This is a genomic window from Nocardioides fonticola (genome assembly GCF_039536805.1).
Classification (GTDB): Bacteria; Actinomycetota; Actinomycetes; order Propionibacteriales; family Nocardioidaceae; genus Nocardioides; species Nocardioides fonticola.
Genome location: NZ_BAAAZH010000024.1, coordinates 46,607 through 68,159, shown reverse-complemented (window position 1 = coordinate 68,159; position 21,553 = coordinate 46,607). Strand labels below are relative to the sequence as shown.

Annotated in this window: 17 protein-coding genes; 11 read left to right on the top strand and 6 right to left on the bottom strand. The window is 72.3% G+C overall.

The window, feature by feature from the left end; genetic code table 11:
- Positions 1 to 101 precede the first annotated feature (101 nt).
- Complete coding sequence (locus ABD671_RS15450; protein ID WP_344734320.1) at positions 102 to 977, top strand: acyl-CoA thioesterase domain-containing protein; 876 nt, start codon at positions 102 to 104, stop codon at positions 975 to 977.
- Positions 978 to 1,117: 140 nt separating this feature from the next.
- Here ABD671_RS15450 and zwf read toward each other — a convergent pair whose 3' ends face one another.
- Positions 1,118 to 2,566, bottom strand: coding sequence for a glucose-6-phosphate dehydrogenase (gene zwf, locus ABD671_RS15445; RefSeq protein ID WP_344734319.1), 1,449 nt, complete (start codon positions 2,564 to 2,566; stop codon positions 1,118 to 1,120).
- 167 nt (positions 2,567 to 2,733) lie between these two features.
- On the opposite strand from zwf, the gene ABD671_RS15440 reads away from it, so the two are divergent.
- On the top strand, positions 2,734 to 4,818 hold the full coding sequence (locus tag ABD671_RS15440) for a fibronectin type III domain-containing protein (protein ID WP_344734318.1): 2,085 nt from the start codon (positions 2,734 to 2,736) through the stop codon (positions 4,816 to 4,818).
- Positions 4,819 to 4,848: 30 nt separating this feature from the next.
- Here the strand turns inward: ABD671_RS15440 and ABD671_RS15435 are convergent, their stop codons facing one another.
- The 4 genes from ABD671_RS15435 to ABD671_RS15420 all read right to left on the bottom strand — a co-directional run bounded on the left by ABD671_RS15435 (position 4,849) and on the right by ABD671_RS15420 (position 10,938).
- Complete coding sequence (locus ABD671_RS15435) at positions 4,849 to 6,117, bottom strand: anthranilate synthase component I family protein (protein ID WP_344734316.1); 1,269 nt, start codon at positions 6,115 to 6,117, stop codon at positions 4,849 to 4,851.
- The gene (locus ABD671_RS15430; protein WP_344734315.1) at positions 6,114 to 6,719 is read right to left on the bottom strand and encodes an anthranilate synthase component II; all 606 of its coding nucleotides are present in this window, start codon (positions 6,717 to 6,719) and stop codon (positions 6,114 to 6,116) included. Before ABD671_RS15430 ends, ABD671_RS15435 begins: the two co-directional genes overlap by 4 nt.
- A 13-nt stretch (positions 6,720 to 6,732) precedes the next feature.
- The gene (locus ABD671_RS15425) at positions 6,733 to 8,640 is read right to left on the bottom strand and encodes an anthranilate synthase family protein (protein WP_344734314.1); all 1,908 of its coding nucleotides are present in this window, start codon (positions 8,638 to 8,640) and stop codon (positions 6,733 to 6,735) included.
- 87 nt (positions 8,641 to 8,727) lie between these two features.
- Positions 8,728 to 10,938 (bottom strand): HelD family protein, encoded by a 2,211-nt coding sequence (locus ABD671_RS15420; protein WP_344734313.1) that lies wholly within the window; start codon positions 10,936 to 10,938, stop codon positions 8,728 to 8,730.
- Between the two features lie 132 nt (positions 10,939 to 11,070).
- On the opposite strand from ABD671_RS15420, the gene ABD671_RS15415 reads away from it, so the two are divergent.
- Entirely contained in the window at positions 11,071 to 11,646 is a 576-nt protein-coding gene (locus tag ABD671_RS15415) for a hypothetical protein (protein WP_344734312.1), read from the top strand.
- Between the two features lie 36 nt (positions 11,647 to 11,682).
- On the opposite strand, the gene ABD671_RS15410 is transcribed toward ABD671_RS15415, so the two are convergent.
- Positions 11,683 to 12,456 carry an enoyl-CoA hydratase-related protein gene (locus ABD671_RS15410; protein ID WP_344734311.1) on the bottom strand — a complete coding sequence of 258 codons (774 nt, stop codon included), beginning with the start codon at positions 12,454 to 12,456 and terminating at the stop codon, positions 11,683 to 11,685.
- Positions 12,457 to 12,517: 61 nt separating this feature from the next.
- Here ABD671_RS15410 and ABD671_RS15405 point away from each other — a divergent pair, with 61 nt between their 5' ends.
- The 8 genes from ABD671_RS15405 to ABD671_RS15370 all read left to right on the top strand — a co-directional run bounded on the left by ABD671_RS15405 (position 12,518) and on the right by ABD671_RS15370 (position 21,549).
- Complete coding sequence (locus ABD671_RS15405) at positions 12,518 to 14,113, top strand: molybdopterin-dependent oxidoreductase (RefSeq protein ID WP_344734310.1); 1,596 nt, start codon at positions 12,518 to 12,520, stop codon at positions 14,111 to 14,113.
- Positions 14,114 to 14,346: 233 nt separating this feature from the next.
- Complete coding sequence (locus ABD671_RS15400) at positions 14,347 to 14,664, top strand: hypothetical protein (protein WP_344734309.1); 318 nt, start codon at positions 14,347 to 14,349, stop codon at positions 14,662 to 14,664.
- A 229-nt stretch (positions 14,665 to 14,893) separates the two neighbouring features.
- On the top strand, positions 14,894 to 15,547 hold the full coding sequence (locus ABD671_RS15395; protein WP_344734308.1) for a fasciclin domain-containing protein: 654 nt from the start codon (positions 14,894 to 14,896) through the stop codon (positions 15,545 to 15,547).
- 36 nt (positions 15,548 to 15,583) lie between these two features.
- Positions 15,584 to 16,198 (top strand): ECF RNA polymerase sigma factor SigK, encoded by a 615-nt coding sequence (gene sigK / locus ABD671_RS15390; RefSeq protein WP_344734307.1) that lies wholly within the window; start codon positions 15,584 to 15,586, stop codon positions 16,196 to 16,198.
- Entirely contained in the window at positions 16,195 to 16,917 is a 723-nt protein-coding gene (locus ABD671_RS15385; RefSeq protein ID WP_344734306.1) for an anti-sigma factor, read from the top strand. Before sigK ends, ABD671_RS15385 begins: the two co-directional genes overlap by 4 nt.
- A gap of 2 nt (positions 16,918 to 16,919) precedes the next feature.
- Positions 16,920 to 18,959 carry an FAD-dependent oxidoreductase gene (locus ABD671_RS15380; RefSeq protein WP_344734305.1) on the top strand — a complete coding sequence of 680 codons (2,040 nt, stop codon included), beginning with the start codon at positions 16,920 to 16,922 and terminating at the stop codon, positions 18,957 to 18,959.
- Positions 18,956 to 20,239, top strand: a complete 1,284-nt coding sequence (locus ABD671_RS15375; RefSeq protein ID WP_344734304.1) for a class I SAM-dependent methyltransferase — start codon at positions 18,956 to 18,958, stop codon at positions 20,237 to 20,239. The genes ABD671_RS15380 and ABD671_RS15375 overlap by 4 nt, the downstream gene beginning before the upstream one ends.
- Positions 20,236 to 21,549 carry a class I SAM-dependent methyltransferase gene (locus tag ABD671_RS15370; protein WP_344734303.1) on the top strand — a complete coding sequence of 438 codons (1,314 nt, stop codon included), beginning with the start codon at positions 20,236 to 20,238 and terminating at the stop codon, positions 21,547 to 21,549. Before ABD671_RS15375 ends, ABD671_RS15370 begins: the two co-directional genes overlap by 4 nt.
- The last annotated feature ends 4 nt before the right edge of the window (positions 21,550 to 21,553 follow it).

Sequence of the window (21,553 nt, the reverse complement as noted above, 5' to 3'; positions counted from 1 at the left end):
ACTGGTCAGGGAGAACTCCCTCGTGGCACAGCAAGCATTGCCTGACAAGCGGGAGTTTCCCCGGCTGACCGCGGAAACTCCCGCTCGGCTAGCCTCCGCACGTGAGCCTCCCCGACCCGACCTCGATCGCCTTCTTCCGCGTCGAGGAGACCGACGCGGGGGAGCGCCTCGTGCCGCTGCCCCTCGCCGCCAGCAGTTGGAGCGCCGAGCAGGCGCACGGCGTCGCGGTGAGCGGTGCGCTGGCGCGGACCGCCGAGCAGGCGCTCGACGGGCTCGACGCGGCGCACCTGCGGATCGCGAAGTGGAGCGTCGACCTGTTCCGGCCGGTGCGCATGCAGCCGGTCACGACCACCGCCACGGTGGTGCGGCAGAGCGCCCGTCTCGCGCTCGTCGACGTCGTCCTGCTCCAGGACGGCGAGCCGGTCGCCCGGGCGAGCGCACTGGCGCTGGCCGTGAGCGAGAACCCGCCGGCGGCCACCTGGACGCCGTCCCTGGAGCGGCCGGTGCCGCCGCCCCTGGAGCTTGCGCCGGTCACCGACATGCCGCACGTGCCGTTCTTCCGCAGCGACGCCGACTGGTCGCAGCGCTTCGGCGACCACCAGAACGCCGGGCCGCACGCGGAGTGGACCACCATGCCCTCGGTCGTGCTGGGCGTCCCGGCTTCGCCGTTCCAGCGGGCCGCGTGCGTCGCCGATGCCGCCAACCTGGTCACCAACTGGGGCGAGGCCGGTGTCGGGCACATCAACGCCGACCTCACCCTGACCCTCGCCCGGCACCCGGTCGGACCCTCGATGGGCGTGCAGGTGCTCGACCGGCTCGAGCAGGACGGCATCGTGGTCGGCACCACCACCGTCTACGACCGCGAGGGCCCGTTCGGCACGGTCGTCATCACGGCGATGGCCAACACCAAGCGGCAGATCGACTTCACCACGGTGCGGTACCGCGACGACGGCACGCGCACCGAGCCGGGCGCCTAGGTTGTGGATCGGGGCTTGACCGGCGGGAAGTGGCTGCAGGATTCACCGGTGCACCGGTGATTCCTGCACTCCTCAGGGGAAACTTCAGCCGACAAGCGCCAGTTTCCCCTGAGAAGTGACCCCGGTTATCGGACGTCGACCTACTGCCCGATCACGTTCGGGTCGCGCCACGACCGCTCGAACGGCAGCCGCCACGCGTGCGGCGCGATGAGCTGGTGGATGGCGTTGGGGCCCCACGAGCCGGGCTGGTAGCTGCGCACCGGCGACGGGTGCTCGAGCAGCGGCATCGACTTCTCCCACAGCGCCTCGATGCCGGCCGCGGAGACGAAGAGGGTGTGGTCGCCGCGCATGGCGTCGTGGATGAGCCGCTCGTAGGCCTCGAGCACCGAACCGGCGTCCGCGGTGTCGTGGGTGGCGAACTGCATCGAGAGCTTGTCGAGCTTCATGCCGGGGCCGGGCCGCTTGCCGTAGAACGACAGCGACATGCGCGACTGGTCAGCGAGGTCGAAGGTGAGGTGGTCGGGCCCCTGGGTGCCGACGTTGGACCCCTTCGGGAACATCGTCAGCGGCGGCTCCTTGAACGCGATGGAGATGATGCGCGCGCCCTCGGCCATCTTCTTGCCGGTGCGCAGGAAGAACGGGACGCCGGCCCAGCGCCAGTTGTCGATCTCCACCTTCAGCGCCACGAACGTCTCGGTGTCGGAGTGGTCGGAGACCCCCTCCTTGCCGCGGTAACCGGTGTACTGGCCGCGGACGACGTTGCTCGGCTCGATGGGCCGCATGGAGCGGAACACCTTGAGCTTCTCGTCGCCGATCGGCCCGGGTGCCAGCGACGTCGGCGGCTCCATCGCCATGAACGCCAGCACCTGCATGAGGTGGGTGACGACCATGTCGCGGTAGGCGCCGGTGGCCTCGTAGAAGGCGGTGCGGCCCTCGAGGCCGAGCGTCTCGGGGACGTCGATCTGCACGTGGTCGATGAAGTTGCGGTTCCAGATCGGCTCGAAGAGGCCGTTGGCGAAGCGGAACGCCAGGATGTTCTGGGCCGCCTCCTTGCCCAGGAAGTGGTCGATTCGGAAGACCTGCGACTCGTCGAAGACCTCGTGGACGGCGCCGTTGAGCTTGATCGCCGAGGCGAGGTCGGTGCCGAACGGCTTCTCCATGATGATCCGGCTGCGCTCGACCAGGCCGGCCTCGTCGAGCTGCCGGACGACGTCGAGAGCGGCCTTCGGGGGCACGCTGAGGTAGTGCAGGCGCCGCTTGTCGGCGAGCTCGCCGGGCAGTTCGGCCTCGACGCGGCGCACCTCGTCGGCCAGCGCGTGGGGGCCCGCCGACTGCGCGACGTAGGACAACGTGGGGGCGAACTCCGCCCAGGCGGCCTCGGTGAGCGCGCCCTTGCCGAACTCCTCGCACGCCGCCCGCGCGAACTTCTGGAAGTGCTCGGTGTCGACCTCCTCCAGCGAGGTGCCGACGATGCGGGCGTCGACCAGCAGGCCGGCGAGATGCAGCCGGAACAGGCCCGGCAGCAGCTTGCGACGGGCCAGGTCGCCGGTCGCCCCGAACAGGACGACGACGTGGGGCTTCTCCTCCATGACCTCCACGCTAGACCCGTTCTGTAACGCCCGGATGACACTCACTCGTCGGGGTGGTGGTGGGCTGGGCCAGCCCTCAGGGACGCGTCGTCGTCGCCGATAGTGGTCCGCTCGGGGGGTCGCGGTCCTAGACTCGCCCTCCTCCCCCTGACCGAAGTGAGCGGCACATGCTCCCTGTGCGATCCGCCCGGCGGGGCCTGCTGGCCATCGCCGCCCTCCTCCTCGCGCCGGCGTTCCCCCTGGGCGCGCCCTTGGCTCCAGCGGACGCCGCCGTGGCCCCGGTCGCGGGCGCCCCGGTCGCGGGCGCGACGTCGTCCTCGACCCGACCGGTCCGCGCCGAGAGCCCCCGCTCGGCCGTCCGGATGGACGACGTCGTGCGCACTCGTCGGCCGGCGGCGACGCCGCGCGTCGTCCGCGGCAGCCACGATGTGACGGTCGTGCGGGTCCGCTGGCCCGGCAGCGGCGGCTCACCGAGTGCTGCGACGGTGGAGGACACCATGGCCGAGGTCGCCGACTGGTACGACCAGGTCTCCAGCGGGCGGTTCCGGCTTGCGACCCCACGGGTCACGCCGGTCGTCCGGGTGGGCGCTCCTGGTCGGGGAGGATGTCTGTCGGCCACCGATCGGATCGCCCGCGAGGCGGCCCGCAAGGCCCGCGTCGGTCGTATCGAGCACCTGGTGCTCCACCTGCCCTGCCGACCGGGCTACATCGCGGGTCTGGGCGACCTCGGTGCCGATCCCGGCCGGGTCTGGATCTTCGGCGCCTTCCGACCGGGCGTGGTCGCGCACGAGATCGGCCACAACCTCGGGCTCCCTCACGCCGGCTCGCTCACCTGCGGCGGCCGCTCACCGCGGAGTTTCCCGTCGTCCGAGCGGGGCCTGCGAGGCTGCGACGGGTTCGAGTACGGCGACCCGTTCGATGCCATGGGCATCGACTGGCCGACCGCGCTGTCGAGCTCGCAGCTCGATCGGCTCGGGTGGCTGGGCGAGCGCCGGACGGTGCGCTCGACCACAACGGTGGAGCTGGCCTCCCTCGGTGCCACCTCGGCCGGTGACCCCGGGGTCCGGGCCGTCGTGGTCGACGACGGCGGTGTTCCCTGGTGGCTCGAGCTGCGCACCGCCGATGGCCTGGACGCCGACGCGTGCACGCAACCGGCCGCGGCCTGCGGCGTGCAGGTTCGCGCGCCCGCAAGCGGCTCCTCGCGGTGGCCCTCCCCGAGCTGGCTCATCGATGCGACCCCAGGTTCCCGTCCCGAGGCCGGCCATCAGGACGCCGCGATCCCCGTCGGCAGCAGCGTCACCACGCCGCGCGGTACCCGCATCACGGTGCTCTCTCGGACCGGGTCGAGCGCTCGGGTGAGGATCGAGTTCGGTGCCGGGGCCGCGCGGGTGCCGGCCGCCCCCGCGGCGGTGGTGGCGACGGTCGAGGGACGGACCGCGACGGTCACCTGGGCGCCACCCGACGACCGCGGTGCTGTGGTCACGCGCTATCGGGTCACCGGTTCCGACGGTCGCACGCGCACGGCCGACGCCATCGGCGCCGACGCGGCTCGCCTCCGCGTCGGCGGTCTGACGACCGGCCGCTCGTACACGTTCACCGTCGAAGCCCGCAACGAGCGCGGCTGGTCGCCCGTCTCGCAGCCGAGCAACGAGATCGTCGCCGAGCGGGTCGGCACCGTCGCCGACATCTCCCGCTACGACGGCGAGACCGTCTATGGCCGCACCGTGCTGTACCCCTCCCTGGAGGCCGGTGATCCGGACGATCCAGGGGTCGCGACGATCGAGCTCATCGTGGACGGGGAGACGGTCGCGACCGGCGTCGAAGAAATCGGCAGCTGGTCGATCACCTGGGACGCCGGGGATCGCCCCGGCACCCGCACGGTGTGGACGCGGACCACCGATCGGGCCGGCACCGTCCGCGAGTCCGATCGCATCACCGTGACCGTGGTCGTGCCCTCCCTGCGGATCACCTCGCCCAGCGCGGGCGCCGTCGTACCCGAGACCTTCGAGCTGACGTGGTTGACCAACGTGGACGCCGCCGAGATCCGCTACGTCGATCTGCAGGCGACCTGGGTCGCGGATGGTGAGGAGCTGCGCTCGTACGTCGAGCTGATCGGTCTGGATGAGCAGGCCGGTCGCGCGACCGTCGACCTCGCCTCCCTCGGTATCCCGCCGGGTCCGTTCACCCTGACGCTGCTGTTCGATCTCGGTAGTCGCGAGGTCGAGGCGGAGGTCGAGCTGACCCTGGGCTGACCAGCCGACCGATCTTCGCCTGGCCGGCGGTCAGTGATCGAACACGGCCAATAGCCGCTCTGCCTTCAGTCGTGCCTCGGCGTACTCGCTCGCCACGTCGGAGAGCACGGTGATGCCGCCGCCCGTGCCGATGCTCCAGCGTCCCGGCTCCGCGGAGGTCAGGGTGCGGATGACGACGCCGAGATCGGCGCGCCCGTCGGCGCCGATCCAGCCGAAGGCGCCGGCGTAGGCCCCGCGGGGCGTGGCCTCGACGGCGTCGATGATCTGCATGGTGCGCAGCTTCGGTGCTCCCGTCATCGACCCGGCGGGGAAGAGCGCCCGCAGCGCCGCGACCGAGGAGGAGTCGGCGCGGATCCGCCCCCGCACGGTGCTCACCAGCTGGTGCACGGTCGCATAGGACTCCACCGCCATCAGCTCCGGCACCTCGACGCTGCCCGGCTCGCAGACGATCGAGAGGTCGTTGCGTAGCAGGTCGACGATCATCAGGTTCTCGGCCCGGAAGCGGGGGTCGGTGCGCAGCCGCTCGCGTTGGACGGCGTCCGCCTCCGGGTCCGCCAGCCGCGGCAGCGTGCCCTTGATCGGCTTGGTCTCCAGGTGCCGCGTGCCGTCGGCGGAGGTGATGAGCGCGTACCGCTCGGGGCTGCTGGAGAGCAGCCACCCGGTCGCACTCGGCACCCGATGCTGCAGGAAGCCCGCGTACGGCGCCGGGTTGAGCCGGCGCAGGGCGAGGTACGCGGCCGCCGGATCGAGGTCGGCGGCCACCTCGATCCGCTCGGTCAGGTTCACCTCGTAGGTGTCGCCGGCGTGCAGGTGCTCCTGCACGCGCGCGAACGCCGACGCGTAAACCGCCGGTACCGGGTCGCCAGGGTGCTCCTCCCGTTGGGGCGCGGGGTGTCCGGCCGCCGCCGGATGGTCGACGAGGCGCAGGTGCGAGGGCCGCACCCACACGGCGTCGGGGACGCCGTCCGGGCCGGCCGGGCGGGCCGGCAGGTCGGGGCGCGCGGCGTAGCCGAGGTAGCCGAACCACTGGGCGTCGGCCGGCCCGTCGGCCAGTTCCGCCTCCAGGACGGCGAAGACGTCGTCGCCGACGACCGCGCTGCGTCCGCCCGCGTGCCGGGTGACCTGGTGGCGGGCCGCGTCGTAGGTGAGGGAGACGTCGTCGGGCTCCAGCCAGCCGAGGATCGAGCGTCGTCCTGACCATTCCCGCGACCCGCCGCCGTCGAGCCAGACGCAGCGGTCGTGGCGGGCCGCGACCTCGGTGAAGGTCGCGGCGAGGTCGGCGGGGTCGAGCGGGATCACGTCGCCCCCAGGAGGCCGGCCCCCGGTAAGTCGGCCCCCAGGAAATTGGCCACGAGCAGCGCGCCGTGCTCGGAGAGCACCGACTCGGGATGGAACTGCACGCCGGCGATCGGCAGGTCGCGATGGGCCACGCCCATGACGAGCCCCGACTCCTCGTCGACGGCCGTGCGGGCGAGCATGTCGGGCAGTTCGAGCGCGGCCAGCGAGTGGTAGCGCACGGCCGCGAACCCCTGCGGGACGCCGGCGAACAGGCCGGTCGCCTCGTGCCGCACCCGGGCGAGGACGCCGTGCCCCGGCGTCACCCGCCCCACCCGGCCGCCGAAGACGTCGACGATCCCCTGCAGGCCCAGGCACACCCCGAGCACGGGCCGCGTGCCGGCCTCGAGCACCGCGCGTCCGACCGCGAAGTCGGCCGGATCGTCGGGCCGGCCGGGGCCGGGGGAGAGCACCACGTGGGAATGCCGCAGCACCTCGGCGGCGTCGACCTCGTCGTGCTGGACCACACGCGGCAGCACGCCGGTCACGCCGGCGATGAGGTGCACCAGGTTGTGGGTGTAGGAGTCGTGGTGGTCGACGACCACGACGTCCGGCACCCCCGCCATCCCGGGGCGCGCCTCAGCCGAGCAGCCGCGCGACGATGCCGTGCAGCAGGTCGTCGCCGCGCTCGGTGAGGATCGACTCGGCGTGGAACTGGATGCCGTAGTAGTGCGGCCCGCGCAGGGCGTGGATGTCGCCGGTCTCGGGATCGGCGTCGACCTCCACCCCCGCCGGCAGGACGGCGTCGCCGACCCGCCCCACGAAGGTGTTGTAGAAGCCGACCCGCTCGCGGCGGCCGTCGACCCGCAGCGTCGACTGCGTGCCCTGGAAGACGATGTCCTTGTAGTGCAGGCCGAGTCCGAGGCGGTGGCACAGCGCCTGGTGGCCCAGGCACACGGCGAGGAACGGCTTCTCGTGCGCCATCAGCCAGTCGACGGCCGCGCGCAGCTGCCCCATCTTCGGGTCGGCGTCGTCGCGCGGGTCGCCGGGGCCGGGGCCGACGATGACGAGGTCGTAGCCCTCGAGGACGCCGTCGCGGTAGTCCTCGTGGCGGATGACCTCCGAGGTCATGCCGAGCACTCCGAGCACGTGGCGCAGCATGTTCACGAAGTCGTCCTCGCCGTCGAGGATGAGCACGCGCTTGCCGGCGAGCAGCGGGTCGGGGTCCTCGCCGGCCTGGTCGGTGAGCCAGAAGGTGGAGAGCCGGCGGTTGCGGGCGGCCAGGGCGATGAGGACGTCCTCGTCGGCGGCCAGCTCGGCGACGTCGGCGGCCGGCACGGTCGGCGGGTCGACCAGACCGAAGGCCGAGAGGATGCCGCCGGCCTTCGCGTGCGTCTCGGCGACCTCGTAGGCCGGGTCGGAGTCGCGCACCAGCGTGGCGCCCGCGGTGACCTTGAGGCGACCGTCGGGCGAGACGTCGGCGGAGCGGATGACGATCGGGCTGTCGACCACGGCCGCGCCGTCGGGGTCGCGGCCCAGGATCGCCAGCGCCGCGCCGTAGTAGCCGCGGCCCTCGTTCTCGTAGGCCTTGATGAGCCGGCAGGCGTTCTCGACCGGTGAGCCGGTGACCGTGGCGGCGTACATCGTGTCGCGCAGGACGGCGCGCGGGTCGCGGTTCGTGCGGCCGGCGAGGAGGTACTCGGTGTGCATGAGGTGGGTCATCGGCTTGAGGAACGGGCCGAGCACCTGGCCGCCCTCGTGGCAGATGTCGCACATCATCTTCAGCTCCTCGTCGACCACCATGAAGAGCTCGTAGATCTCCTTCTCGTCGCCGAGGAACTCCAGCAGCCGCGCCTTGACGTCGGCGTCGGGATCGCGCGGGATGCGGAAGGTGCCGCTGATCGGGTTCATCCGCACGTCGCCGTCGTGGATGCTCACGTGGCGTTCGGGGCTCGCGCCGATGAGGTAGCGGTCGCCGGTGAAGAAGACGTAGGTCCAGTAGGCGCCGCGCTCGCGTTCGAGCAGCCGGCGGAAGACGGTGAGCGCGGTCTCGGCGCTCCAGTCGGCGACCTGCGCGCGGTAGTGGCGCCCGACCACCAGGTTGGCGCCCTCGCCCTGCCCGATCTCGTCCTTGATGATCGCCTCGACGACCTTCGCGTACTCCTCGTCGGAGGTCTCGAACCCGCCGCGGTCGACGAACTCCACCGGCACCGGGTCGATGGCGGCGACCACCTCGGCCACCGAGCACTCGATCTCCACCGCGATGTCGACGACGACCAGCGGGGCGCCGTCGTCGTGGGCCTCGAACCCGCGCTCGGCGACCTGCCGGAACGGGACGGCGAGCAGCCGGTCGGCCACCCGACCGGGCGCCGGCGGGCCCTCCTCGAGCGGGACGTCGAGCAGCGAGGCGACCTCGCTGCGGGTGCCGCCGAGCAGGCCGACGGTGTCGCGATCGCCCGCCCGCGTGGAACGCCGGATGATCGCCCACGCCTCGTGACCCCGGATCGCCTCGATTCCGTCGCGGGCGCGGGTCACGGCGTCGTCCATGGGCGAGAGCCTAGTGGGCGGCGCGGCGTGCAGGGTTCGTCGGTCAGCCGACGGAACGTGCACGACCTGGCCGCCCCTGGCCCCGCCCTAGCTGACCGTCGTCAACAGTTGCGTGGCCCGGGTGAGGACGACGTAGAGGGTGGCCCGGCCGGTGGCCGACTCGTCCTCGATCTCCTGCGGCCGCACCACGACGATGCCGTCGAACTCCAGACCCTTGGTGTCGAGGCCGGTGAGGACGACGATGCGATCCTCGCCCGAGGGCGCGGCCGTGGAGTCGATCGCCTCGCGGGCGTGCGGGGCGTCGTCGGCGAACTCGCTCCACGAGGCCAGCCAGGAGTTGACCTCCGAGCGGCGCGCCACGGGCACCACGATGCCGACGGTGCCGGAGACCGACGCCGCCAGCGCGGCCACCGCCTCGCGGGTGGCGGCCTCGAGGTCGGCCACCCCGGCGACCTCCACCGGGTCGACGCCGGTCGAGCGCACGGCGGTCGGCAGGTCGGCGTCGAGCCCGACGCGGCGGGCGTAGGCGGCGGCGTAGGCGTAGATCTCCGAGGAGTTGCGGTAGTTCGTGGAGAGGTGGAACTCGTGGATCTGCTTGCCCTCGAGCGCCTCGGCGCGGGCGGCCGCGGCCTCCTCCGGCACCGGCCACGACGATTGGGCCGGGTCGCCGACGATGGTCCAGGTGGCGGTGCGGCCCCGGCGGCCGACCATGCGCCACTGCATCGGGGTGAGGTCCTGCGCCTCGTCGATGAGCACGTGGGCGAAGGGGTCGTCCTCGAGCCGGTAGGTGGGCGGGGTCCAGCCGCGCCCGGAGGAGAACTCCCGGTCGGCGGCGGTCATCAGCTCCGCGACGTCGCGGCCGCCGTCGAGCAGCCCGGTGCCCTCGAGGTCGGTGTCGTCCTCGGTGCGCTGCGGGACGTCGCCGAGGGCGTAGCGCAGCTCGTCGAGCAGCGGGACGTCGTCGATGGAGAGGTCGGCGAAGCCCTGCGACCACGACTTGAGCAGCAGCCGCTGGTCTTCGGCGGTGATGACGCCCTCGCCCACGCGGGCGAGGAACTCCGGATCGGCCAGCCAGCCCAGCACCTGCCGTGCCTCGAGGGCCGGCCACCAGGCGGCGGCGAACTCCAGGAAGCGGGCGTCGTTCAGCAGGTCGTCCTCGAACGCCTCCCGGCCACGCTCCCGGCCGCGCTCGCTGCGCACCTGGCGCCACAGCTGATCGAGCAGCGCGCCCGCGACACGCGGCAGCTGCCGGTTGCGGCGCCCCTGCGACATCAGCGAGCGCCGCACCCGGCCCAGGGTGCCGCGGTCGAGCAGCAGCACGTCGTCGCGGTAGAAGTAGCGGAAATCCGACGGGCTGTCGGGCGCCTGCTGGCGCGCGGCCCGGCGCAGCAGCTCGGCCATCCGCGCCGATCCCTTGACGTCGGCCACAGCCGGCTCGTCGCGCCGCGTCGCGCGGACGCCGTCGACCACCTCGCCCAGCGAGCGCAGAGCCACCGCCGTCTCGCCCAGCGAGGGCAGCACCCGCTCGATGTAGCGCATGAAGACGCCGCTCGGGCCGACCACCAGCACGCCGCCGGTCTCGTAGCGGCGCCGGTCGCTGTAGAGCAGGAACGCCGCCCGGTGCAGCGCGACCACGGTCTTGCCGGTGCCCGGGCCGCCGGAGATGGCGACGACACCCTTGGCGGGCGCGCGGATCGCCTTGTCCTGCTCGGCCTGGATGGTGGCGACGATCGAGTGCATCGAGCGGTCGCGGGCGCGGGAGAGCTGCGCGATCAGCGCGCCCTCGCCGACGATCGGCAGGTCGAGCCCGGCCTCGGCCATCGCCTCGCCGTCGAGGAGCTCGTCCTCGACCCCGAGCACGACGTCGGCCTTGGTGCGCAGCACCCGACGCCGCAGGACGCCGTGCGGCTCGGCCGCCGTCGCCTGGTAGAACACCGCGGCCGCCGGTGCGCGCCAGTCGATCAGCAGGCTGTTGCGCTCCTCGTCGCGCAGCCCGATGCGGCCGATGTAGCGCGGCTCGTCGTCGATGGAGGGCCGCAGGTCGAGACGGCCGAAGACCAGGCCCTCGTGGGCGGCGTCCAGCTGGGCGATGCGCTTGGCGGCCTGGAAGACCATCGCGTCGCGCTCGACGAGGCCGCCCTCGTGGCCCAGGCGCCCGCGGGCGTGGCCCTCCTTCGCCAACTGCTCGGCGTTGCGGGCCGAGAGCGCCAGCTGCTCGCGCACCCGGTCGACGAACGCCTGCTCACGGGCGATCTCGCCGGCGGCGAGGTCGTCCTCCCGCTCCAACTCCCGGTCCATGCCCGTCCTTCGTCACCGCGGCCCCAGGGGCCGGTCAGCCAAGGCCGTCCCCCAGGGCTCCGGGAGGCGGCGAGCACCCGACTTTACTCGCCGACTCCCGCCGGTGCGGCGTCGGTGTCAGGATCTGGTGCCATGCGCACGTCTCTCGTCCCCGCCATCCGCCCACTGGTCGCCCTGGTCGCCTCCGCCGCCCTCGTTGGTTCGCTCGCGGCCCCGGCCCGCGCCGCGGCCACCACCGACACCGACGCCACCGGTGACGCCGTCACCTCCTCGGGGTCGACCTCGCCGAACAACCAGACGGCCGACATCACCTCGATCGCCGTCACCCACGGCACCTCCGCGGTCAAGGTCGTCGTCACGCTCCGCGATGTCGACGCCGACAACTGGAACCTCGTCACCGCGATCCGCACGCCGAAGTCGAACTACGAGGTTCTCCTCGCGAAGCTGAGCGGCACGAAGTACGCCGTCCTCTCCCGCAAGGGCACCGCCATCACCTGCAAGGCCATGGACACGCGCATCGAGGACACGCCGAACACCTTGTACGTGTACGTGCCGCGCTCCTGCCTCGGTCGGCCCGCCTCCGTGCGGGTCGGCGCCGTGATGACCGCCAAGCAGGGGAACACCGCCGTCAGCGACGACGCCCGCCTCAACGGCGCCCTCACCTCCAGCGGCAAGCCCAAGCTCGGGCCCTCGGTCAAGGCCGGCTGACCCGCACCAGAGGACGCCGGCCGGACGCCGGCGGCCTCAACGCCGGGTCAGGAACGCCGTCATCGCGGCCTTCGCCTCCTCGGAGGCGAAGAGCCGCGCCGACAGGTCGGCGAGGTCGTCGCCGGTCGCGTCGATGCGCGCCACGAGCTCGCGGGTGAGCAGTGCCTTGGTCTCGCGCAGCCCCTGGAGGGCGCCGGTCGCCAGGGAGGCGCACACGGCCGCCACCCGGGCATCGAGCTCGTCGGCCGGCACCGCCTCGGTGACCAGGCCCATGCCGACGGCGTCCGCGGCCGTGAAGACCTCCCCGCCGAGCGCGGTGAGCGCCGCGGCACGGGAGGTCATCCGCGGGAGGACGGTCAAGGAGATCGCCGCCGGAGCGAGGCCGAGCTTCACCTCGGTGAGGGCGAAGGTGGCGCCCTCGGCGGCGATCGCGACGTCGGAGGCGGCGACGATGCCGGTGCCGCCCGCGCGCACCGCCCCCTGGAGGCGGGTCACGACCGGCTTGCCGAGGGTCAGGATCAGGCGCTGGAGGTCGACGATGGCGCGTGCGCCCTGCGTCATCGAGCCGGTGCCGGCCTCGGAGAGGTCGGCACCCGAGCAGAACACCGTGCCGGTGGCCGTGATCAGCACGACCCGCACCTCGTCGTCCGCATCGGCACGCCGCAGACCCTCGAGGAGCTCGCCGACCAGCTGCCGCGACAGCGCGTTGCGGTTGTGCGGTGAATCGAGCGTGAGCGTCGCGACGCCGTCCGTCGCGCGGTAGTGCACGAGGGTCGATCGGGTCTCCGGCGCGGGCGTGACGTCGCTCATGGAGGGCATCCTGCCCTGCCGGCAGGCAATCCGGGGCGGGGGTCCGTGTCGAACCCTCGACATGTTCGCCCGCATCCGCACAGCTGCCGTCTGGGGACTCTTCGGTGTCCTCGCCACCCTCGTCGGCATCGCGGCCGGTCACCTGGTGTCCGCGCTGCTGGTGCCGTCGTCCTCGCCTGTGCTCGCGGTCGGCTCGGCGGTCATCGACGCGACGCCGACGCCGATGAAGGAGTGGGCGATCCGCAACTTCGGGAGCAAGGACAAGACGATCCTCGTCGGATCCGTCCTGATCGTCGTCCTGCTGCTCTCGGCCGTCGCGGGACTGCTCGCCCGCCGCCGGTTCCGCAACGGCGCGATCCTCCAGGTCGTGCTCGTCGCGGTCGCCGCCTACGCCGCCATCACCCGTCCCACCGCCGGCGCCGAGGACCTCGTCCCCAGCCTGGTCACCGCTGCCGCGGGGGTCGCCGCGCTGGGCGTTCTGGCACGCCTCGCGCACGGTCGGCGCACCGCCTCCGTCCCGGGTGCGCCGACCGGACCCCTCGCAGCCGAGGACCGGCTCGAGTCCCCGGTCGAGTCTCCGGTGGCCACGGCCGCCGGCGCCTCGCGCCGCGGCGTGCTCATCGGCGCCGGCGTGCTCGCCGTGCTCGCGGCCGCGATGGGCGAGGCGGGCCGCGCGATCCGATCCTTCCGCGCCCGGCCCGAGGACATCACCCTCCCGGCCGCGGCCGACCCCGCTCCGGCGCTGCCGGTCGGACTCGACGACAAGATCCCCGGCATCTCGCCCCTCAAGACGCCCAACAAGGACTTCTACCGGGTCGACACCCGCCTGGACACCCCGGTCCTGTCGGCCGCCGACTGGACGCTGAGGATCGACGGCGACGTCGAGAACGAGCTCACCTTCACCTTCGACGACCTCCTCGACATGGAGCTCATCGAGCGCGACATCACGATGACCTGCGTCTCGAACAGCGTCGGCGGCCCCTACCTCGGCTCGGCCACCTGGCTCGGCGTCCGCCTCACCGACCTGCTCGACCGGGCGAAGGTCGGCACGAAGGCCGACCAGATCCTCTCCACCGACTTCGACGGCATGAAGATCTCCACGCCGCTCGACCTCGCCACCGACGGCCGCGACGCGATGATCGCCATCGGCATGAACGGCGAGCCGCTCCCGCGGGCCCACGGTTTCCCGGCGCGGATGATCGTGCCCGGCCTCTACGGCTTCATCAGCGGCACCAAGTGGGTCACGCGTCTGACGCTCACCACCTACGCCGAGGAGACGGCGTACTGGACCGATCGCAAGTGGGCCACCGACGCCCCCATCAAGATGTCCTCGCGCATCGACACCCCCCGTGCCCTGAGCCAGATCGATGCCGGCAAGCAGTTCATCGGCGGCGTCGCGTGGGCCCAGCAGGCGGGCGGCATCGCGAAGGTGCAGGTGCGCATCGACGGCGGGGCCTGGACCGACGCCACGCTCGGCCCCGACGTCAACAACGACTACTGGCGCCAGTGGTACTACGAGTGGGACGCCAAGCCCGGTCGCCACAGCCTCGCGGTCCGCGCTGTCAGCGGCGAGGGCGAGGTGCAGAGCGCCGTGCGCGCCGATCCGTTCCCGAGCGGTTCGAGCGGCATCCAGGACATCTTCGTCACCGTCGGCTGATCGGCCGCTCCGAGCCGACCGCCAACCGACCGACCCCGGACCGACCCCGAACCGACCCCGAACCGACCCTGAGCCGGCCCCGCCAGTGCGGCGTGGCCGGCTCGGTCGTCTCCGGCGGTGGTCCTCGATCGAGCGCGGCCCGGTGCTGTCGACACCCCTGCGGATGAGCAGGTCGACGTCGGCGAACGGCGATCGTCGCTGTGCCTCATCACTCTCGGGAAAGGAACCACCCCATGTCCAAGCACGCCATCGCCGTCGCCGGCCTGTTGCTCGCCTCGAGCGGCCTGGTCGCCGCAGCCGCGGCACCCGTCTCGGCCGCACCGGCCAGGGACACCTGCACCAAGAACGTGTCCTACAACAACAACTCCTTCGCCACCCAGTGCGGCCTCCAGAGCAGCGGCGCCAACCGGTTCCGGGCCCTCATCCAGTGCACCGACGGCGTGAAGTACGCCGGTCCGTGGCGGGTCACGGGCACCGACATCTACTCCGCCGTCGGCTGCCCCGGCGACGAGACCATCGTCAACCTCGGCATCGGCTTCAAGACCGTCTGAACGGTCCGGCCCGACGCGATGCGGGCCTCCTCCTCGTGCCCGTCGGCTCACCGCCGGCGGGCACGAGTGCGTCCCGGGCCGTACGGCGCATGCCTGATGTGATCCGGGTCTCATCGGGCGTCGGAGATTTCTTCCGATCCGACCAATCCGATCCCCCCGGGGGTGCGAATCACCCACGTCAACAGCCCCGGAACTACCGACCGGGACAGCCACACGGAAGGCAAGCCCCATGAAGCGCACCACCCTCCGCCGTACCGGCGCCCTGGCCGCCGCCACCGCCGTCCTCTCGATGGGCCTCGCGGCCTGCGGCAGCGACGACGAGTCCGACTCGACCGCGGGCGACAGCACGCCCACGGCCGCCGAGTCGACCGACTCCGGCAGCTCCACCTCCGACGCCGCCGCTCAGGTCTTCGGCCCGGGCTGCGCGAAGGTCCCGACCGACCCGACCGACCCCGGCTCCTTCGACGGCATGGTCCAGGACCCGGTCGCCACCGCCGCGAGCAACAACCCGCTGCTCACCACGCTGGTCGCCGCCGTCAAGGCCGCCGGTCTCGTCGACACCCTGAACAACGCCGAGGCGCTGACCGTCTTCGCTCCCACCGACGACGCGTTCAAGGCGATCGACCCCGACACCCTCAACGCGGTGCTCAAGGACAAGAAGACCCTGACCGCCATCCTCACCCACCACGTGATCGGCGAGCAGCTCGACCCGACCGCCGTCGTGGGCGAGCAGACCACCCTCAACGGCGACACCGTCACCGTCGCGGGCGACACCGACGGCATGACCGTCAAGGACTCGAAGGTCACCGCGAACGTGCTGTGCGGCAACATCCCCACCGCCAACGCCACGGTGTACGTCATCGACTCCGTCCTGATGCCCTGATTGCCTGAGGACAGGTAGTCACGCGAGGATTTGGTCATGACCGATCCACGTCCCGTCGCCGGCGTCCCTCAGGGGACGCCGGCGACGGCGCCTGCCGACGGCCAGGCCGTCCTCGGCGAGCTGCTCCGCCGCTCCGCCAAGGGTGAGCAGGAGGCCTTCGCCGAGCTCTACGACGCCGTCTCCGGACGCGTCTACGGGCTCGCCGTCCGGGTCGTCCGCGATCCGGCGCAGGCCGAGGAGGTCGCCCAGGAGGCGTTCTTGGAGATCTGGCGCACCGCCGGTCGCTTCGACGCCGACAAGGGCAGCCCGATGGCCTGGATCCTCACGATCGTGCACCGCAAGTCCGTCGACCGGGTCCGCTCGGCCGAGGCGTCCACGCGGCGCGACACCACGTACCACCAGCACAACCAACCGGTCGCCCACGACGCCACCGCCGAGGCCGCACACGCGAGCCTCGAGGCGCGGCGCGTGCGCGCGGCCCTGCAGACCTTGACCCCCGTGCAGCGCGAAGCACTGGAGCTCGCGTACTTCGGGGGTTACACCCACACCGAGGTGGCGAGCCTGCTCGACCTGCCTGTGGGAACCGCCAAGACCCGCATCCGCGATGGACTCATCCGGTTGCGTGACACGATGGGAGTGGGAGGGCGATGAGCGACATTCATGCCCTTTCGGGTGCGTATGCGCTCGACGCGCTCGATGATCTCGAGCGTGCCGGTTTCGAGCGCCACCTGGCGATCTGCCCGACCTGCCGCGACGAGGTCTCCTCGTTGCAGGAGGCCGCCGCCCTCATGGGCGAGAGCCTGGAGATGGCCGCTCCGGCGATGCTCCGGGAGAAGGTGATGGCCGAGATCGCCACCTTTCGGCCCCTTCCGCCGGTGGTGGAGCGACCGGACGTCGACCGCACCGTGGTCCCGCTCCGTCGCCGCCGCCTCCCGGCGCTGGCCGCCGCAGCCGCTGTGATCGCCGCCCTCGGCGTCGGCGCGACCGTGCTGCGCCCGGGCGACGAGCCGGCACCGACCACGATCAGCGCCGCGGCGCGCGTCCTCGACGCGCCCGACGCGCAGAAGCAGACGTTCCGGATGAACGACGGTGCCCGCGCGACCGTCGTCCGCTCGGTCTCGCTCAAGCAGGCCGTCATCACGGTCGAGGGTATGGCCGACCTGCCCGAGGGCAAGGTCTACGAGCTCTGGCTCCAGCACGGCGAGGAGATGGTCGCTGCCGGGTTCCTGCCCAGCGGCTCCGACGACACCGTCCTGCTCACCGGCGACGCCGCCTCCGCCTCGGCGGTCGGCATCACCACCGAGCCCGAGGGCGGATCGCCCGAGCCCAACCTCGCCTCCGCCGTCCTGCTGCCCTTCGACGAGGCCTGATCGTGACTGCCGCCCCCACCGGCCGTCGCATCGCGGTGGTCGGGTCCGGCGTCGCCGGCCTCACCGCCGCCTACGTCGCGTCCCGCACCGCCCACGTCACCCTCTACGAGGCCGACGACCGCCTCGGCGGTCACGCCGACACCCACACGGTGCTCGACCCCTCGGGTCGCGAACTGGCGATCGACACCGGCTTCATCGTGCACAACCGCCGCACCTACCCGGTGCTGCTGCGCCTGTTCGGCGAACTGGGCGTCGCCACCCAGCAGTCGGAGATGTCGATGTCGATCAGCGATGACGACACCGGCGTCGAATGGGCCGGCGCGCTCGGCCGCGGCGGCGTGTTCCCCACGCGGCGCCACTACACCGATCCGGCCTACCTGCGGATGCTCACCGAGATCCCGCGGTTCCACCGCCGGGCCAAGGCGCTGCTCGCCCAGCCGGGCGACGACATGACGCTCGCGGCGTTCCTCGACGTCCACCGGTTCACGCCCTACTTCCGCCGCCACTTCATGGAGCCGCTGGTCGCGGCCGTGTGGTCCTGCGACCCCGAGGTGGCGCTGGCCTACCCCGCGCGCTACCTCTTCGCGTTCCTCCAGCACCACGGCATGCTCGCGGTCTTCGGGTCGCCGACGTGGCGCACCGTCACCGGCGGTTCGCGCAGCTACGTCTCGCGGGTCGCCCCGCACCTCGACGAGGTGCGCACCGGTGCGAAGGTCACCTCGGTGCTCGAGACGCCGTCCGGCGTCGAGATCACCGACGGCAACGGCGACACCGCCACCTACGACGCCGTCGTCATCGCCACGCACCCGGGCCAGGCGCTCGCCATGCTGGCCGAGCCGACGCCGGCGCACGTGGAGATCCTCGGCGCGATGCCGTACTCGCCCAACACCGCGCTGCTGCACACCGACACCTCGCTGCTGCCCCGCGCCACCTCGACCTGGGCGTCGTGGAACTTCCGTCGCGTCTCGGGCGAACGGGGCGAGGTCACGGTCACCTACGACCTCACCCGGCTCCAGCGCCTCGACACCGACGTGCACTATCTCGTGACCCTCGGCGGGGAGGACCTCGTCGATCCGGCCACCGTCATCGACCGCATGGAGTACGAGCACCCGCTCTACACCCCCGTCTCGGTCGCCGCCCAGGCCCGCCTGCCCGAGCTCAACACCGACCGGGTCGCCTTCGCCGGCGCCTACCACGGCTGGGGCTTCCACGAGGACGGCGCCCGCTCGGGCCTCGCCGCCGCGGAGCACCTCGGCCTCCCGTGGCTGCGCCCCGACGAGGTCTCCTCGACGCCCGCGCCCCAGGCGCCGGCGCCCGCGGAGGTCACCGGCGTCTACGAGACCACGATCCGCCACACGCGGCGCGTGCCGTGGAAGCGCAGCTTCGAGCACGCCTCCCACGTCTGGGTCGTCGATCTCGACGACCTCCCCGACCACCGTCCGTTCGGCGTCCTCAAGGGCACCTTCGAGGCGCGCGACCACTTCGGCGACCCCGAGCGCAGCATCCGCGAGAACGTCGTCGCCTTCCTGCGCGCCGAGGGCATCGAGGCCGACGGCCTCATCCTGATGGCCACCCAGCCCCGCGCTTTCGGCTACTGCTTCAACCCGATCTCGGTCTACTGGTGCCACGACGCCGCCGGCGCCCGTGTCGCCACCGTGGTCGAGGTGCACAACACCTACGGCGACCGGCACGCCTACCTCGTGCACCCCGACGAGCAGGGCCGCGCGCGCACCGACAAGCAGATGTACGTCTCGCCGTTCCACGGAACCGACGGGCACTACGAGCTCGCCGTCCCCACCCCGGGTGAGGATCGGCTGCACGTGGCGGTCACACTGCACACCGACGACGGTGCGCGGTTCAGCGCCGCCCTCGACGGACGCCGGGTCAACGCAGCCCCGCCCGTCCGGCGTGCCGCCTGGGCGGCCCTGCGCGGATCGCTGCTGATCCGCATGCACGGCATCCGCCTGTGGCTGCGCCGCCTGCCGATCCAGCCCCGTCCCGCCCACTCCCAGACCCTCGTGCAGGAGAGTGACCCCCGATGACCGCTTCCCCCGACCGCGAGGTGCTCGCGACCAGTCGCCCCGACGCGATGCGCTGGGTCGGCCTCGACGTGGTGCCCAGCGGGCCCCGCGTCGCGGTGTCCGCGCGGGTGGCCCGCCGGCTGTTCCTCGGTGCCGTCAACCGACTCGACGTGACCGTCGAGCTCGAGGGCCGCACCTACGGCAAGGGCGGCCCGGTGATGCGGGTGCACCGCCCGCAGGAGTTCTTCGCCCGCCTCGGCCGCGACCAGCTCATCGGCTTCGGCGAGGCCTACCTCACCGGCGCCTGGGACACCCCCACGCCGTCCGGCCTCGGTGACTTCCTCACCGTGCTGGCCGCCGAGATCAGCGAGCTCGTGCCGCAGAGCCTGCAGCGGCTGCGCGCCGTGGTAGCCAAGCGGCCGCCGAGCCGTCAGCGGTCGAGCAAGAAGAACGCGCGCAACAACATCGCGCACCACTACGACCTCTCCAACGATCTGTTCAAGCTCTTCCTCGACCCGACGATGAGCTACTCCTCCGCGCTGTTCGACGGCGTCCCCTCCCCGCTGGAGGCGGGCGAGGAGTCGCTGGCCGACGCGCAGGCCCGCAAGATCGAGCGGTTGCTCGACGTCGCCGGCGTCACCGAGGGCAGCCGGGTGCTGGAGATCGGCTCGGGCTGGGGCGAGCTCGCCCTGCGGGCCGCACGTCGCGGCGCCAGCGTGCTGACGATCACCCTCTCGGTCGAGCAGCAGGCCCTGGCCCGCGAGCGCATCGCCGCGGCGGGTCTGGAGCACCTCGTCTCGGTCGAGCTGTGCGACTACCGCGACGTCGAGGGCAGCTTCGACGCCATCGTCTCGGTGGAGATGATCGAGGCCGTCGGCTACGACTACTGGGACGCCTACTTCACCACCATCGACCGGGTGCTCGCCCCCGGCGGCAAGGTCGGCATCCAGGCCATCACCATGCCGCACGACCGGATGCTGGCCACCCGCAACACGTGGACCTGGATCCACAAGTACATCTTCCCGGGCGGCCTGCTGCCCTCGGTCGAGGCCATCGACCAGATCACCCGCGCCCACACCTCGCTGCGCATCGCCGACCGGCTCGACTTCGGCGCGCACTACGCCGAGACCCTGCGCCGGTGGGACACCGCGTTCCTCGACAACCGCGACCGCGTGCTCGAGCTCGGCTTCGACGAGACGTTCATCCGGATGTGGCACTTCTACCTCGAGTACTCCCGCGCCGGCTTCGCCTCGGGCTACATCGACGTCAACCAGATCCTGCTGACCCGGGAGGGCGCGTGACCGCCACCGACACCACCGGCATGGCCGGTACCACTCGACCGGTGGCCCCCGCGCTCGCCGAGGCCCTGCGACCGTTCGTCGGCGGCGACCTGCCGGTGCGCCTGAAGGCGTGGGACGGCTCGGTCGCCGGCCCGCTGGAGGCGCCGCTGGTCGAGCTGCGCAGTCCCGACGCCCTGCGCCGGCTGCTGTGGCACCCCGGCGAGCTCGGCGCCGCCCAGGCCTACGTCACCGGCGAGCTCGACGTCCCGGGTGACCTCGACCAGGCGCTCACCTACGCCTTCGCGGTCGCGAAGGAGCGCGGCCTGTCGGGCAAGCGGCCCTCGCCCGCCGCGATGGTCACCGCCGTCCGCACCGCCCTCGACCTCGGCGAGGGCCGACTCGGGCTCCTCGGCCGCCCGCCGGCACCCCCGGCGTCCCAGGCCCGCATCCGCGGCCGCCTGCACTCGAAGCTGCGCGACATCCGCTCGATCAGCCACCACTACGACCTCTCCAACGAGTTCTACTCCCTGATCCTCGACCCCTCGATGGCCTACTCGTGCGGCTACCACTCCAGCCCCGAGCAGCCGCTGGAGGAGGCCCAGTTCGCGAAGCTGTCGCTGATCTGCCGCAAGCTCGGCCTCCAGCCCGGCATGCGGCTGCTCGACGTCGGCTGCGGCTGGGGATCGCTGTCGCTGCACGCCGCCGAGCACTTCGGTGCCCAGGTCACCGGCGTCACGATCGCCGCGGAGCAGAAGAAGTTCATCGACGCCCGCATCGCCGAGCGCGGGCTGGGCGACAAGGTCACCATCAAGCTCCTCGACTACCGCGACGCCGTCCCGCCGCGCGGTCAGGAGTACGACGCGGTCTCCTCGATCGAGATGGGCGAGCACGTCGGCCAGGGCAACTACCCCACTTACGCCAAGGTGCTGCACGACGCTGTGAAGCCGGGCGGCCGCGTGCTGGTGCAGCAGATGTCGCGCACCGGCAAGTGGCCCGGCGGCGGTCCGTTCATCGAGTCCTTCATCGCCCCCGACATGTACATGCGCCCGGTCGGCGAGACCGTCGCCTTCCTGGAGAAGGGCGGCCTGGAGGTGCGCGACGTCCACGCTTTGCGCGAGCACTACGTGCTCACCGTCGCGGGCTGGATCGACCGGTTCGAGTCGAACCTCGAGCGCCTCACCGAGCTCGTCGGCGAGGAGGTCGTGCGCGTGTGGCGCCTCTACCTCGTCGGCGGATCGATGGCCTTCCGCGACGGTCGGATGGGTGTCGACCAGATCCTGATGGTGCGCCCGGGTGCCGCGCACAGCGTGCCCTGGATCCGGGACTTCTGATGGG

Excerpts from the sequence above, each read along its gene's own strand:
- ABD671_RS15415 (WP_344734312.1), top strand. The coding sequence starts at position 11,071 with ATGCGCACGTCTCTCGTCCCCGCCATCCGCCCACTGGTCGCCCTGGTC.
- sigK (WP_344734307.1), top strand. The coding sequence starts at position 15,584 with ATGACCGATCCACGTCCCGTCGCCGGCGTCCCTCAGGGGACGCCGGCG.
- ABD671_RS15410 (WP_344734311.1), bottom strand. The coding sequence starts at position 12,456 with ATGAGCGACGTCACGCCCGCGCCGGAGACCCGATCGACCCTCGTGCAC.
- ABD671_RS15440 (WP_344734318.1), top strand. The coding sequence starts at position 2,734 with ATGCTCCCTGTGCGATCCGCCCGGCGGGGCCTGCTGGCCATCGCCGCC.
- ABD671_RS15395 (WP_344734308.1), top strand. The coding sequence starts at position 14,894 with ATGAAGCGCACCACCCTCCGCCGTACCGGCGCCCTGGCCGCCGCCACC.
- ABD671_RS15405 (WP_344734310.1), top strand. The coding sequence starts at position 12,518 with ATGTTCGCCCGCATCCGCACAGCTGCCGTCTGGGGACTCTTCGGTGTC.
- ABD671_RS15420 (WP_344734313.1), bottom strand. The coding sequence starts at position 10,938 with ATGGACCGGGAGTTGGAGCGGGAGGACGACCTCGCCGCCGGCGAGATC.
- ABD671_RS15425 (WP_344734314.1), bottom strand. The coding sequence starts at position 8,640 with ATGGACGACGCCGTGACCCGCGCCCGCGACGGAATCGAGGCGATCCGG.
- ABD671_RS15375 (WP_344734304.1), top strand. The coding sequence starts at position 18,956 with ATGACCGCTTCCCCCGACCGCGAGGTGCTCGCGACCAGTCGCCCCGAC.
- ABD671_RS15400 (WP_344734309.1), top strand. The coding sequence starts at position 14,347 with ATGTCCAAGCACGCCATCGCCGTCGCCGGCCTGTTGCTCGCCTCGAGC.
- zwf (WP_344734319.1), bottom strand. The coding sequence starts at position 2,566 with ATGGAGGAGAAGCCCCACGTCGTCGTCCTGTTCGGGGCGACCGGCGAC.
- ABD671_RS15385 (WP_344734306.1), top strand. The coding sequence starts at position 16,195 with ATGAGCGACATTCATGCCCTTTCGGGTGCGTATGCGCTCGACGCGCTC.
- ABD671_RS15430 (WP_344734315.1), bottom strand. The coding sequence starts at position 6,719 with ATGGCGGGGGTGCCGGACGTCGTGGTCGTCGACCACCACGACTCCTAC.